At 61.7% G+C, this 14,001-nt stretch carries 15 protein-coding genes; 14 read left to right on the forward strand and 1 reads right to left on the reverse strand.

All coding sequences use genetic code 11. The features are described from left to right. Positions 1-1,199, reverse strand: a 1,199-nt coding sequence (locus tag ACFOPI_RS13980; RefSeq protein ID WP_382174761.1) for an Ig-like domain-containing protein, incomplete at its 3' end; no start/stop codon positions are given. A gap of 512 nt (positions 1,200-1,711) precedes the next feature. Here ACFOPI_RS13980 and ACFOPI_RS13985 point away from each other — a divergent pair. The 14 genes from ACFOPI_RS13985 (at position 1,712) to ACFOPI_RS14050 (ending at position 13,615) form a co-directional block, all read left to right on the forward strand. Continuing rightward, positions 1,712-2,308, forward strand: a complete 597-nt coding sequence (locus tag ACFOPI_RS13985) for a lytic transglycosylase domain-containing protein (RefSeq protein ID WP_382174763.1) — start codon at positions 1,712-1,714, stop codon at positions 2,306-2,308. A gap of 21 nt (positions 2,309-2,329) precedes the next feature. Continuing rightward, the gene (gspG, locus tag ACFOPI_RS13990) at positions 2,330-2,764 is read left to right on the forward strand and encodes a type II secretion system major pseudopilin GspG (RefSeq protein WP_382174764.1); all 435 of its coding nucleotides are present in this window, start codon (positions 2,330-2,332) and stop codon (positions 2,762-2,764) included. A 187-nt stretch (positions 2,765-2,951) separates the two neighbouring features. Next, on the forward strand, positions 2,952-3,971 hold the full coding sequence (locus ACFOPI_RS13995) for a type II secretion system F family protein (protein ID WP_382174766.1): 1,020 nt from the start codon (positions 2,952-2,954) through the stop codon (positions 3,969-3,971). Between the two features lie 38 nt (positions 3,972-4,009). Continuing rightward, the gene (locus tag ACFOPI_RS14000) at positions 4,010-5,671 is read left to right on the forward strand and encodes a GspE/PulE family protein (protein ID WP_382174768.1); all 1,662 of its coding nucleotides are present in this window, start codon (positions 4,010-4,012) and stop codon (positions 5,669-5,671) included. Then, complete coding sequence (locus ACFOPI_RS14005; protein WP_382174770.1) at positions 5,652-6,497, forward strand: hypothetical protein; 846 nt, start codon at positions 5,652-5,654, stop codon at positions 6,495-6,497. Before ACFOPI_RS14000 ends, ACFOPI_RS14005 begins: the two co-directional genes overlap by 20 nt. Further along, the gene (locus ACFOPI_RS14010) at positions 6,494-7,066 is read left to right on the forward strand and encodes a hypothetical protein (protein WP_382174771.1); all 573 of its coding nucleotides are present in this window, start codon (positions 6,494-6,496) and stop codon (positions 7,064-7,066) included. The genes ACFOPI_RS14005 and ACFOPI_RS14010 overlap by 4 nt, the downstream gene beginning before the upstream one ends. After that, positions 7,063-7,674 (forward strand): hypothetical protein, encoded by a 612-nt coding sequence (locus ACFOPI_RS14015; RefSeq protein WP_382174773.1) that lies wholly within the window; start codon positions 7,063-7,065, stop codon positions 7,672-7,674. Before ACFOPI_RS14010 ends, ACFOPI_RS14015 begins: the two co-directional genes overlap by 4 nt. 335 nt (positions 7,675-8,009) lie before the next feature. Beyond that, on the forward strand, positions 8,010-8,225 hold the full coding sequence (locus tag ACFOPI_RS14020) for a hypothetical protein (RefSeq protein ID WP_382174774.1): 216 nt from the start codon (positions 8,010-8,012) through the stop codon (positions 8,223-8,225). Next, positions 8,222-10,528: a secretin N-terminal domain-containing protein gene (locus tag ACFOPI_RS14025; RefSeq protein WP_382174775.1), complete on the forward strand. Its 2,307-nt coding sequence runs from the start codon at positions 8,222-8,224 to the stop codon at positions 10,526-10,528. Before ACFOPI_RS14020 ends, ACFOPI_RS14025 begins: the two co-directional genes overlap by 4 nt. 13 nt (positions 10,529-10,541) lie before the next feature. After that, positions 10,542-11,048, forward strand: a complete 507-nt coding sequence (locus ACFOPI_RS14030; protein WP_382174963.1) for a type II secretion system protein — start codon at positions 10,542-10,544, stop codon at positions 11,046-11,048. 4 nt (positions 11,049-11,052) lie between these two features. Then, positions 11,053-11,448 (forward strand): competence type IV pilus major pilin ComGC, encoded by a 396-nt coding sequence (locus ACFOPI_RS14035; RefSeq protein ID WP_382174777.1) that lies wholly within the window; start codon positions 11,053-11,055, stop codon positions 11,446-11,448. Beyond that, a complete protein-coding gene (locus tag ACFOPI_RS14040) occupies positions 11,438-12,013 on the forward strand; it encodes a type II secretion system protein (RefSeq protein WP_382174779.1) in 576 nt (191 codons plus the stop codon). Before ACFOPI_RS14035 ends, ACFOPI_RS14040 begins: the two co-directional genes overlap by 11 nt. Further along, a complete protein-coding gene (locus ACFOPI_RS14045) occupies positions 12,010-12,363 on the forward strand; it encodes a hypothetical protein (RefSeq protein ID WP_382174781.1) in 354 nt (117 codons plus the stop codon). Before ACFOPI_RS14040 ends, ACFOPI_RS14045 begins: the two co-directional genes overlap by 4 nt. A gap of 95 nt (positions 12,364-12,458) precedes the next feature. After that, positions 12,459-13,615 (forward strand): IS3 family transposase gene (locus tag ACFOPI_RS14050; protein WP_382174782.1). Its coding sequence is split into 2 segments (ribosomal slippage): positions 12,459-12,699 and positions 12,699-13,615, totalling 1,158 coding nucleotides; the frame shifts between segments, so codons are not numbered across the junction. Positions 13,616-14,001: the final 386 nt, after the last annotated feature.

A 14,001-nucleotide genomic window follows, 5' to 3' on the forward strand; every position in this document is an offset into this window, starting at 1 on the left:
GCCGTGGTGTCGGTGGCCAACAGCGTCGTGCCTCTGTAGAACCTGACGCTTGCGATGGTCCCATTGGAGTCCGCAGCTGTCGCTGCAAGGGCCACGGTCGCCGGGCTTGTGAAACTCGCTCCTTCGGTTGGCGCGGTCAAACTGACTGTGGGGGGCGTATTGACAACTGTGACACTCACCGGGGCGCTGGTGGTGACAGTCCCTTGGTTGTCGGTGGCCTGAGCGGTGATGCTGTACGTGCCCGGCGCTACATTGGTCCAGTTGTAGCTGTACGGCGCTGTGGTGTCCGTGGCCAACAGCGTCGTGCCTCTGTAGAACCTGACGCTTGCGATGGTCCCATTGGAGTCCGCAGCTGTCGCTGCGAGGTCCACGGCCGCCGGGCTTGTGAAACTCGCTCCTTCGGTTGGCGAGGTCAAACTGACTGTGGGGGGCGTATTGACAACTGTGACGCTCACCGGGGCGCTGGTGGTGACAGTCCCTTGGTTGTCGGTAGCTCTCGCAGTAAGGCTGTACGTGCCCGGCGCTGCGTTGGTCCAGCTGTAGCTGTAAGGCGCCGTGGTGTCGGTGGCCAACAGCGTCGTGCCTCTGTAGAACCTGACGCTTGCGATGGTCCCATTGGAGTCCGCAGCTGTCGCTGCGAGGTCCACGGCCGCCGGACTTGTGAAACTCGCTCCTTCGGTTGGCGCGGTCAAACTGACTGTGGGGGGCGTATTGACAACTGTGACGCTCACCGGGGCGCTGGTGGTGACGGCCCCCAGGTTGTCGGTAGCTCTTGCAGTAATGCTGTACGTACCAGGCGCTGCGTTGGTCCAGCTATAGCTGTACGGCGCCGTGGTGTCCGTGGCCAACAGCGTCGTGCCTCTGTAGAACCTGACGCTTGCGATGGTCCCATTGGAGTCCGCAGCTGTCGCTGCGAGGTCCACGGCCGCCGGGCTTGTGAAACTCGCTCCTTCGATTGGCGAGGTCAAACTGACTGTGGGGGGCGTATTGACAACCGTGACACTCACCGGGGCGCTGGTGGTGACGGCCCCTTGGTTGTCGGTGGCCTGTGCGGTGATGCTGTGCGTACCCGGCGTTGCGTTGGTCCAGTTGTAGCTGTACGGCGCCGTGGTGTCCGTGGCCAACAGCGTCGTGCCTCTGTAGAACCTGACGCTTGCGATGGTGCCATCGGAGTCTGCGGCTGTCGCTGCGAGGTCCACGGCCGCCGGACTAGTGATACTCGCGCCGTTGGCAGGTGCTGTCAAGCTGACTACTGGCGGTGTGTTGGTCTGTGCGTAGGCAGCGCCAAATGCAAAGAGTCCAGACAGAAGTGCAGTTGACACACCCCGGACACACTTATTCCAGACGCACTCAGACAACCGCCTCATGTTTCCTCCCCGCACTTGTGTACGAATTCTCTGCGGATGAGTGTAACAGTCAGATCGGGCAACCAATCAAACGGAACGACGAGGGCTATGTAAATCAAGTTAAGCCGTCAACATCCGGCAATTCCAGGCTGACGACAAGTGGAGGGGTCACACTATCCCGCCCCCCTGGACAAGCAGTTACCATCAGCCACGGCAATCCTGTTTGTGACCCGTATCAACACCAACCAACGCGAATGCGCTCTTGTCTGACAGATTGGCCCCACCTGTGGTTGCGGCACAGCTCGCCTGCTCCGCGCCAATGGTGGGTCGCTTCAGCGTGGGCTGCCCTGCTGTTGGTGTTTTGGGTGGCTCCCGTTTACGCAAACACGTATCTGAAGGTGGACGAAAAGGGGATGGAACATTGGTCCAGCCATCCCACCGATCCGGGATTCGACATCACCATGATCGAACCATCCCCGAAGGAACCTGCGCAGGAGATGGCATCCAGCGGAGGTGTGTGGCTCGAATCTGCGGTCCGCACTCAGGCCAGGAGCCTTCGCCCTCTGATTCGGCAGATGGGTTTGCGATACGGCGTGGATGCCGCCTGGATTTCTGCGCTGATCGAGGTGGAATCGGGCTTCAATGCACGTGCCGTTTCCCCCAAAGGTGCAAGGGGGCTCATGCAAATCATGCCCGCCACCGCCTCGCGCTATGGCGTGCGCAATGTGCGGGATTTGTTGAACCCGGAGCGCAATCTGGATGTTGGCGTTCGGCATCTGCGCGAACTGCTTGACGCTCACGACAACAATTGGGTTTTGGCGCTCTCAGCGTACAACGCGGGTCAAGGCGCCGTCGCCCGCAAGGGAAACCGCATTCCGAACTACAGGGAAACCATGCTGTATGTGCCGTCGATTCTGGCCCGCGTGGAACAGCATCGCTCATGGCTGAATCAGCTGGACTGATACGAAAACGAAAAAAGCAATATGCCGTCATATCGAAAATTCAGGGGATCGGGCTTCACTCTGCTGGAGCTCCTGGTCGTGGTGGCCATCATTGGACTGTTGGCTGCATATGTCGGCCCTCGCTATTTCACGCAGATCGGACGTTCCGAGCAGGCGGTCGCGAAATCTCAGATCGAAGGGTTCGCCAAAGCACTGCACACCTATCGCATCGATGTGGGTCAATACCCGTCGACTCAGGAGGGCCTGAACGCGTTGGTCAGCGCCCCAACCGACGCCTCTGGTGCAACGAAGTGGCGCGGCCCCTATCTCGAAAAGGCCGTGCCGCTCGACCCTTGGTCGCGCCCGTATTCCTACCGCAGCCCGGGCGCGCAGGGCGAGGATTTCGAGATCGTCAGCCTGGGCAAAGACGGTCAGGTGGGCGGCACCGGGGATGCTGCCGATATCAGCAGCCACTGACCGAGCTGCTGTGCGATTTGCCGTGCGAGCCCTCGATCAGGGCCAACACCTCCTGGATCTCGAACTCGAAGCTGTCAACGAGGCCGAGGCGTGGCAACAGGCATTGGCCCGTCAACTGAGCCCGTTGAGCGTTCGGCAGGTCCGCGCCGGCCCGAGCATTGGGTGGCCGGGGCGTGGTCGACAGAGCATGAATCTCGTGCTCTTCGTGCAAGAGATTCATGCTCTGTCGGCAGCGGGCTTGAGCATCACGGAAGCCTTGGAAACCCTGCTCGAACGCGATACCAACCCACAAGTGCAGCATGTGATGCAACAGCTGCTGGAGCGTCTGCGGGAAGGGCTGCGGCTTTCACAGGCCATGCAACTGCAGCCCGAGGTGTTTCCGCCGCTGCTGGTGGGCATCGTGCAATCGGCGGAAGACACCAGCGACTTGCCGCAGGCACTCCACCGGTATGTGCAATACGAAACGCAACTGCAAGGCCTCAAGCACAAGGTCATCAGCGCGGCGATCTATCCCCTGATCCTGCTGGGCGTCGGAGGCGGTGTTGCACTGTTTCTGCTGGGATATGTCGTGCCCCGGTTTTCCACTGTGTACCAGGGCACCGGGCGCCCGTTGCCGCTGGCCTCTCGATGGCTGCTGGACTGGGGTCTCTGGATGACTCAACACCAGTTGGCGGTCTTCATGGTGCTGGGCGCGGTGCTGGCTTGGGCTTCATGGCGCGTAATGGAATGGCAACGTTCGGGCAACTGGTGGCTGGTGCTCAGAGCTTTTCCGGGCGCCCGCCCACGGTTGGAAATCCTGGAGTTGTCCCGCCTGTATCTGACATTGAGCATGCTGCTCGAAGGTGGCATTCCCATCCGGCGCGCCATGCAACTGGCCGCTGCCGTGATCACCCCCGCCAGGCAGTCTGCCTGGAACGACGTGCGTCAGCAGGTCACGGAAGGCAGGCACCTGACCGAATCCATGGAGCAGCACGGTTTCTCTACGCCGGTGGCATCTCGCCTGCTGCGCGTGGGTGAGCGCAGCGGACAGATCGGGGCGATGCTGGGCAAGACAGCCGCGTTCTACGAGTCGGAAACCTCGCGCTGGATTGACCGATTCAGCCGGTCCTTTGAGCCCATCCTCATGGCGATCATCGGCATCGTGATTGGACTGATCGTCATCTTGCTCTACATGCCCGTTTTTGACCTGGCGGGGAGCCTGCAGTGACCCCCTCGCTCACCACATCCTCGTCGACATCCGGATCTATGGACCTCGCCAAGCTCCACCAGATCCGCGCGTTGGCTGTATCGCGCGGAGCCCCGTTCCTGGAGTCCTTGGCAACCGAGCTGGCCATGAGCAACCGGGACGCCTGCCAAAGGCTCGCCGACATGTTCCGGATGCCGTGCTTCGACAGCACCGAACTCGGTGCCTTCACGCCCGACTTCTCGGCGTGGCCATTGCCGACGGCCCAGCAACACCGAGCGCTGCTGATGTCCGAGCCGGGCAGTGGTCGCCGGCTCGCCATCATCACCGACCCTTTCGACACCCACCTACTCAACCAGCTCGAACGCACGGCAGGCGCGGCGATCGAGTCGGCGCTGACGACGAACGAAGACATCCACGCCTACCTGCACATGCAGGAGTCATCGCTCAAAGCGATTGACCAAGTGGACAGCAGTCCGGCGGACCACACCGAAAGCCAGGCGCCGGTGGAGACGCTCTCCCTGGCCTCGCTGGCGCAGGCTACCAGCCCGGCCGTGCGGCTGGTGAGTTCGACGCTGTACGACGCGCTGCGCGCGAGTGCCAGTGATGTGCACCTGGAATGCACGCCCAGCGGCATCACCGTCAAATACCGGATCGACGGCGTTCTTGACACGATCACCCAGGTCAATGGAACGCCCCTGGCCGAACAGGTTGTCTCTCGCATCAAGGTGCTGGCCAACCTTGACATTGCCGAACGACGGGTGCCACAGGATGGCAGCTTCCAGGTGCAGGCCCAGGGCAGAACCATCGATCTGCGGGTGTCGATCATGCCCAGCATCCATGGCGAAGACGCTGTCATCCGGATCCTCGACAAGCAATCGATCATTGAAGCGCACGGGAAGTTGAGCCTCGATGCGCTGGGCTTCGACCAGCTCGCCATCGACACACTGCGCGAATTGGCCCGCGCGGCCTACGGCATGTTGCTGGTCACGGGCCCAACCGGGTCCGGCAAGACGACCACACTCTACGCCGCCCTCACAGAGACCCATTCGGGCCAGGAAAAGATCATCACCATCGAAGATCCGGTGGAATACCAGTTGCCCGGTGTGCTCCAGATACCCGTGAACGAGAAGAAGGGCCTGTCGTTTGCCCGTGGTCTGCGCTCCATCCTCCGGCACGACCCGGACAAGATCATGGTGGGAGAAATCCGTGATCGTGAAACAGCGGAAATTGCCGTGCAGTCGGCGCTCACAGGGCACCTGGTGCTCACCACCGTCCACGCCAACAACGTCTTTGACGTGTTCGGTCGCTTCACCCACATGGGGCTGGACCCCTACGCACTCGCGTCGGCCCTCAATGGCATCTGGGCCCAGCGGCTGATCCGGATCAATTGCCCGTCCTGCGGCCTACCCCACCACCCTGCCCAAGCTGAGCTAGACCGCTTCCACATCGACAGCGAACAGGCCAGGAGCTATCGATTCGTGCAGGGCAGTGGATGCAGCGAGTGCCGGGGCACGGGCTTTCGAGGCCGAAGGGCCATTTCCGAAGTTCTGCTGCTCGATGACGAGCTGCGCGAGCTGATCGTGCAGAACGCGCCCATGCGTCTGATCAAGGAGTCGGCACGGAAACGCGGGTTTTCCACCCTGCAATCCTGCGCGCTGGAGCTGGTGAAGGCAGGCCAGACAACGCTGGAGGAGGTCCGTCGTGTCACGTTATCCATCTGACAAACCAACACGAGTCGTTGCGGTGGACGACGCAGGCGCAGTGTGGCTGGAGGCGTCGTCGCCCGATGCCTGGCAACACACGACGTTCGCTCGCGGAACGCCCGACATGCCCCCGTCTTGGGACGAACAGCGACAGGTGCTCTCCAGGTTGGCACCCACCGGAGCCGAGCGCATTGTGTGGGTGCTGGGCCATGCGTCCATGCCTTGCTGGCTCCAGGTCCCGCCGCAAGGCACTCGCAGCCTCAGGGAGTTGCAGGCCATCGTCTGCAGCAGGGCTCGTCAATGGCTGAATCCAGCCCATCGCTCCGATCAGTTTCTGGTCCACGCCGACTGGAACGCCAGTCATCCGTTTTTCTGCGAAGCACTGCCCGCCGACTGGCAGGCATTGTTGGGCCCCACTCCTCGTGTGAGTTCACCCATGAGACTGGCACTTGAGCGCCTGTCCAGGCGCCGCCTGCCACCGGGCTGGCATGTCATCACCACCCCCGACGAAGCCCACCTGCTGCTGCGTCAGGACGGACGGTGGCAGCAGCTTCGCAGCTTGCGCCTGCGGGGGGGCGCCACCGCCGCCATTGCGGATCAGGTGCGCAACGAATGGCAAAGGGAACGCCTGCGCCAGGCAGGTCCCGAGGGTCATCTGCAATGGACTCACCTGGGGCACACCGACGAGGGCTGGAGAGGCAGAGATGTCCAATGGTTGGATGCCGACTGGCAGCAGCTTCTCAACAAATTACCGTACCGACCGGATGTGCCCGATGTACTAACCAAGGCTGGACACCAACTCTGGGTCTACCAAACCCTGGGCATCGGGAGCGCTGCGCCATGACCCGGAACCGCCTTGGCTTTGATACCCGGCTGCAATGGCGCTTCTGGGGTGCACACGCGAGTCCCGCCAAACGAGGCTGGATGGGCACTCTTCTGATGACCAGCGCCGCTCTCTTCATCGCTGGCTCATGGTTCGCTGCACAGGCCTTTGAGCAACACCGCGAGGCGCTTGAGCAGGAAGCATCTTTGCAGAAGGTCTTGGAGCGTCTGTCCGACCCCGCGGCCCAGCAGCCCACCCAGCAGCATGAACCGCTCAAGGCCAATGAACGCAAGGGATTGAATCGTGTGATTCAGCACCTCAACACGCCTTGGCCTGTGGTCTTCGAGACCATCGAGAAGCTGACCCCGACCGATGTCGCCATCCTGCGAATGGAGCCGGATGAGAAGGGCGTGCTCACCATCGAGGCCGAGGCCACATCCGTTGACAAGGTGCTGGCCTTTGCAGGGCAGCTGGCCCACCAAGGTGCCTTCGGTGAACTCTTGTATCAGCACCACGACACCAACGAGCAGGACCCCAACAAGCCCGCCAGGCTCTCGTTCCAGCTTCGACTCAAAGGAGTCGAAAGATGAGGGGTCGTACCTGGGTTCACCAGCTGCGCTTGCGCGCCGAAATCGCCCTGTGGCGCCACGGCTGGGGTTCCGTGATCGTGATCGCGCTCGCGGGGTTGGCGGCAGGGACCTTTGCCATGCACAGGCTCTGGACGCAGGAGGCCGCTGAAGTGGCCCGCCGGACAGCGCAGTTGACCGACCAGATTCAGGCAATTCGTCTACAGCCCCAGGCTCAGCCGTCGCCAACGCCCGAGCAGGAGAGACTGGCAGCCCTGCGCTCGACGGTGTATGCCAAAGAGGCGGTCACACCACTCGTCCGAGAAGTGTTTGCCAGTGCTCAACGCCACGGGCTTGCCTCAAAGGAAGCCGATTTCCGTTTGACCACCCAAGGCTTCGGCGGACTTGAGCAACAGCAAGTCGTGCTGCCATTGCTGGGCTCATATCCGTCGTTCCGTTCGTTTGTGTTGGACCTCCTGCAAAGCCACCCCGGCATCAGCGTGGACCAGATACAGATCAAACGCGAGGGGGTCTCCCAGGGTGAACCGGAGATCCGGGCTCGCCTGTCCATCTGGACCGACCCAGGAAAACGCGACGTGCCTGCGCAGGCATCGAAAGAAGGCCTGAAATGACCAGTCCTTCATCGCCCGCTAAACGTTCCGCCGGTACACGGCGCTGGTGGCTGTGGCTCCCGCTGCTGGCAGTCTCTGCCTGGCTGGCATTTGAGCAACCCGCACCCGCTGAGACGGAGATCGTTCAGCCCAGCAAGCGCGCGGCGGAACCACGCGCGCTCCCTCGTGTGGCGCACAGCGACGACGAACCGCTGCTCGCACTTCAGGACCGGCGACAGTGGCCCTCGATCAGCCCCAGCCACGAGCAACCGACAAACGACTTGTTCGCCCGGCGCAGCTGGACCCCTCCCCCAAAACCCGTCGCCGCGGTCAAACCGCCACCTCCGCCTCCGCCCATGGCCCCACCGCTGCCCTTTTCTTTCCTGGGCAAGAAGGCCGAGGGCGGTGCCTGGGAGGTCTATCTGGCGCGCGGCGATCTCAGCTACATCGTTCGGGAAGGTACGACGTTCGCTGAGGTCTATCGGGTTGAAAGCATCAGACCACCAGAAATGACCCTCACCTATCTCCCACTAGAACAAACACAAGTCATGAACATTGGAGCGGCTCAATGAATCGTTTTCGCCAGCGTCTCTCCTCGGCTCGATGGACGCTGCTGCTGGCCGGCGCGCTCCTGTCCGGCTGCGCGGCCCAGCTGGCCTACCGCGAAGGTGAGAGCCTGAAGAAAGAAGGCAATTCGGTCGAAGCGCTGAAGAAGTTCGAAGAAGCCTTGCGGCATGAACCGGACTCGGCTCGCTATCGCATTGCCGTGGTCAATGCAAGAGCCGCGGTGCAAGGCCTGGGAAAGACACAAGCGACTCAGTCTGTGAATCCAGCCAAAGGAGGTGCAGCGCCCGCCCCCGCGCCAGCGTCCCCGCAAGACGAAGAAGCTACCCGCCACAAAGGTTGGGTCGCCACAGCCAAGACCCACCTGTCCAAGGGGGACACGTCCAAAGCCAAGAAGCTGCTCCGCAACGTGCTCATTGAAAACGCCAACCATGCGGAGGCGTCCCGACTTCTGGAGGGCATAGAACAGAGCGAGGTCGACAAACAGGGTTCAGGTCAAGATGCGCTGGCCGCGGCTTTTCAGAAGCCCATCACCATCGAGTTCAAGGACTCCCCGCTCAAGTCGGTCTTTGAGGTGTTCTCCCGCTCTTCAGGCATCAACTTCATCTTCGACCGCGAGGTCAAACTCGACCCCAAAGTCACGATCTTCCTGCGCAACACCACCATCGAATCGGCCGTCAAGTTGGTCTTGAAGACCAACCAGCTGGAGTACAGGCTTCTGGACGGCAACACGGTCTTTGTGTACCCCAACACGCAGGCCAAGTTGCGCGAATACCAGCCTTTGACCGTCAGAGTGTTCTACCTGGCCAATGCCGAAGCCAAGGCGGTGGCGTCTTCGCTGAAGACGATTCTGAAGACACGAGACTTGGTCACCGACGACAAGCTCAACATGTTGATCCTGCGTGACACGCCGGAGGCCATTCGCCTGGCTGAGAAGCTGGTCGAAGCACACGACGTTGCAGAACCGGAGGTCATGCTCGAAGTGGAGATACTGGAAGTCAATCGCAAGCGGGTGCAGGAACTGGGCATTCGCTGGCCGGAACAACTCAGTCTCACACCCCTCGGAGCCGAAGCGGACAAGCTCACCTTGGCCGATCTTTGGAGCGTGGCCCGAGACCGCACGGGCAAAACGGTTGGAGCGGCAGTGGGTTCGACCAACATCAACGCCAGAGTCGTTGACTCCGACGGAGAAATCCTTGCCAACCCGCGCATTCGTGTGCGAAACCGCCAGAAGGCCAAGATTCTGATCGGCGACCGGGTGCCCAACATCACCAGCACATCCAGTTCAACCGGCTTCGTGGCCGAATCCATCAGCTACGTGGACGTGGGCCTCAAGCTGGATGTTGAGCCAGTTGTGTACGTGGACGAGGAAGTGTCCATCAACGTCGCGTTGGAGGTCAGCACCATCGTGGACCAGCTCAAAACGCCTGCGGGATCGGTTGCCTACCGCATCGGCACCCGCTCGGCGCAGACCGTGCTGCGGCTAAAAGATGGTGAGAACCAGGTGCTCGCCGGACTGCTGAGCAACGAAGAGCGCACCTCCGGGAATCGGGTTCCCGGACTGGGCGAGCTGCCCATCACCAACAGGCTTTTTGGCAGCCAGCTGGACGACGCCAACAAAACCGAAATCGTCCTTTCGATCACCCCCCGAATCCTGCGCAATGTCCGCAAACCCGGTGTGCGAACGCTTGAATTCGATTCGGGAACCGACGGGTCCATCGGCGGCGCCGGGCTGTCCATCACCAGCACACCAGGCTCGCAACCAGCCGCCGTCGGCTCCGGGCGCAGCGCGGAGCCCGCGCCCAGCGGGTCCAACGGAATGCCGAACCGAGGCGCCGGGCCGCAAACCCAGTCTGACCAACCAAGCAGCCCGGGCACTGCCACTGGAATGCCCGGCTCCACCGGCATGCGCTGGCTGGGTCCGACCGAGGGCAGAAGGGGCGACGCCATCTCAATTCAGCTGTTGATGCAGTCTGAAGACCCGGTGGTCAGTCTGCCCATGTCCATCGGTTTCGACCCCAAGGCCGTGCAGATCCTCTCGGTCACCGAAGGCAACTTTCTAAAACAAGCGGGCCAGAGCAGTTTTGCCCAGCGGGTCGATCCCGCGGGGCAAATCCTCATCACCTCCACCTCCTCTTCTCCCACGGGAGCGGTCGGGCCGGGCGTCGTCGCCACCGTCCATCTGCGCCTTCTCGACACCGCGCCACAGGAGACGAGCCTGCGCGTCACCTCAGCAGCCCCGGTCGGGCAACAGGGAAAACGCATTGATCTGGCTGCCCCAGGGCCGATGACCATCCGCGTTGGCCCTTGATCTCATGATCGACATGACCCACTTCTCGCCGCTTCTGCACGACGTTCGCCGGTTCAGTCGTGGGTTCACCCTGATCGAACTCATGGTGACCTTGGCCATCCTCGCCGTGCTTGCGACCTTGGTGGTGCCCACCGCGCAGGTGAGCATGCAGCGGCAACGAGAGCAGGAACTGCGACTTGCGCTGCGCGAAATCCGGGGCGCCATTGACGCCTACAAGAAGGCGTCCGATGAAGGGCGCATCCGCCGAGAGGCTGGCGCCAGCGGATACCCAGCATCGCTGGACCTGCTGGTGGATGGTGTTGAAGACCAGCGCAACCCGAAAAGAGAGAAGCTATATTTCCTGCGGCGCCTCCCTCGCGACCCTTTTTTCACAGACCCTGCTGTGGCCAACAGCGCCACGTGGAAGCTTCGCTCGTACGCCAGCGAAGCGAGCGACCCGCAGGAGGGTGACGACGTTTACGACGTGTCCACACGCAGCCCCCTGATCGGGCTCAACGGCATCCCGTTGAAGGATTGGTGATCGCATGCGCAAAGATCCCCTCGCTCTTCTTCGCCTGGCAGGGTTCACCCTGATTGAGCTGCTGGTGGTGCTGGCCATTGTGGCGACCTTGCTGCTGCTGGTGGCGCCTCGCTACACCGGGCAAATCGAAGCCTCAAAAGAGGCTGCTCTGCGCGACAACTTGCGCGTCGTCCGGCAGGTGATCGACAACTTCTACGGAGACAAGGGGCGCTATCCCGAGAGCCTGCAGGAACTGGTCGATCTTCAGTATTTGCGCGCCTTGCCGGTCGATCCCATCAGCGAGTCGACGACCGATTGGCGCCTGGTTGACGTACCCGCAGGGCAGGAAGGGCGCGTCTACGACATCCATAGCGGCTCGACCGCCCGTTCAAGCTCAGGCGAGGCCTACAGTGAGTGGTGAACGCGGCTTTGCCTACATCTTCTTGCTCATCGTTGTCGCGGTCATCGCAGGTGCCAGCGCGAACAGCCTCTCGCAAGGCAGCAACTGGGGACGAAGGCACTCCGAGCAGGAACTGCTGGTCGTGGGGCAGGCCTTTGAGGCGGCCTTGCACAGCTATGCGGGCCAACGCCAGCTTGCGCACGCTTCAGCAGAGGCCAACGTCAACGCACTGGATGGCCCCGCCTCGCTTGAAGAGCTTCTGCTGGACCCTCGAACATCCCACACCCTGCGCCACCTTCGCAAGCTCTTTGCCGACCCCATCACAGGCCGTCGCGAATGGGGTGTCGTGCGGAACAACGCCGGTCAAATCGTCGGCGTCTACAGCCTCTCAGAGGCGGAGCCGATCAAGCGATCCGGCTTTCCTCCTTCACAGGCCTACTTCGCAAAGGCGAAGAGCTACAGAGACTGGGTTTTCGGTCTTCCTGGGGCCTCCCTCATGGCCAGTGCGGACCGAACAGCGACGCCCCCGCCAGGTGGCGCCGCACCCAGCAACCCTTCGCCATCATCAACAAAGACCACACCATGAAAACCGCCCACCTTTCACGGCCCAGAAGAAGGCTGCTGCTGGCCATTCCTCTCACCCTCACCGCTGGACTCTTCGGATGCGGCGGTGGGCAGGACAACTACGAGACAGTCGATCTGGAAGCGGCGTACGAGGCCATTGCCAAAGGAATGAGCTACACCTATGTTCGCAGCGTCGTCGGCCGAGACCCAGACACGAACACCCCCAACGGCTCATCCAGTCTGCTCCATCGATGGGAGACCGGCCGCAACACCTACCTCTTCACGACGCTGATCATCGAAATCGACAACAAGTTGGGCGTGGTGTCAAAAACCGTTACCGGGCCGAATGGGAACAAATCGGAGCGGTTTTAGCTGAAGTATCGAAAGTCGAATCTGGTCTGCCACTGAATCGACCCGGGTCTAGTAGACACCTTCGAGCCTCAAACTGAGGCCCAATAGGAGGTGCCATGAAGACCAACCAACCCTACCCTGAAGAATTCAAGATCGAGGCGGTCCAGCCGATCACGCAGCGAGGCCACAAGGTGGCGGAGGTATCTGCCCGAATCGGTGTCAGCCAGCACAGCCTGTACAAGTGGATCAAGGCTTACGGGCAGCCATCTGAGCAGCGGCAAGCCCAATCCTCGCAGGCAGAAGAGCTGCGACTTCTCAAGGCAGAACTGCGGCGTGTGACCGAGGAGCGCGACATCCTAAAAAAGGCCGCCGCGTACTTCGCCAAGCAATCCGGGTGAGGTACGCGTTCATCAAAGCGCACGAGGATCAACACAGCGTGCGACGCATGTGCCGGTGCTTGAAGGTGCATCCCAGCAGCGGCTACGACGCGTGGAAGCTGCAACCGCCGAGCGCCCGCGCCAAGGACGATCAACGGTTGCTGGGTCTGCTCAAGCAGGCGTGGCTGGAAAGTGGTGGCGTGTACGGCTACCGCAAGCTGACGCTGGACATGCGCGATCTGGGCGAGAGCTGCGGCAAGCACCGCGTGGCACGACTGCTCAAACTCGAAAGGCTGCGCTCGCAAACAGGCTATCGGCGCCGACCTGGTGTGCGAGGAGGTCAGCCTGCTGTGGTCGCTCCCAACCACCTGCAACGGCAGTTCACGACAGCCCAGCCCAACCAATCCTGGGTGACCGACATCACCTACATCCGTACGCATGAAGGCTGGTTGTACCTGGCCATCTTGGTGGACCTGTTCTCACGCCAGGTGGTGGGCTGGTCCATGAGCAGCCGCATCGACACGACTCTGGTCCTTGATGCGCTGTTGATGGCCCTGTGGCGTCGCCAACCCCAGCACCCGGTCACAGTCCACTCAGATCAGGGCTGTCAATTCACCGGACACGAATGGCAAAGGTTCCTGCGCGACCACAACCTGGTCAGCAGCATGAGTCGGCGCGGCAACTGCCATGACAACGCCGTGGCTGAGAGTTTCTTCCAGCTGCCCAAACGCGAACGCGTGCGTCGGCAGATCTACGCCACGCGCAGTCAGGCGCGTGCCGACATCTTCAACTGCATCGAGATGTTCTACAACCCCAAGCGGCGTCACGGCACAGCCGGCAACACTTCGCCGGTCGAGTTCGAAAGACGCCATTCCCAACGGCTCACGGGTGTCTAGAAAACCCGGGTCGATTCAGCTCAAGGACTTTCCTCAACCGCTACCTCGGACTGGCGCAGGAGTTCGAGGAGACCACAACGGAACACAAGAGCAATGACTCATTCAATGCTCAGTCGGAGCGCAAGAGCTTGCTACGGCGGTCAACTGCTCATTTCAACGCTGCCGCGGCGCAGGCGACGTTCTCAATGGCCTGAGCAATACACGCCATCGGGCCACGGGACCAAAGGTCAGAAAACATATAGACCCGGACAGCTGGACACTGGGCTGGGCCAGCGGTGGGCCATAGACGGGCCACGGATACGACTGGCCAGAGGCCAAGACCATCGGCCCTTTGCCGAACGTGGCCTCGGAGGGAGGAGAAGAACACGCCCTAAGGGCATGACTTT

It is taken from the genome of Hydrogenophaga luteola (genome assembly GCF_042648585.1).
GTDB lineage: Bacteria > Pseudomonadota > Gammaproteobacteria > Burkholderiales > Burkholderiaceae_C > Hydrogenophaga > Hydrogenophaga luteola.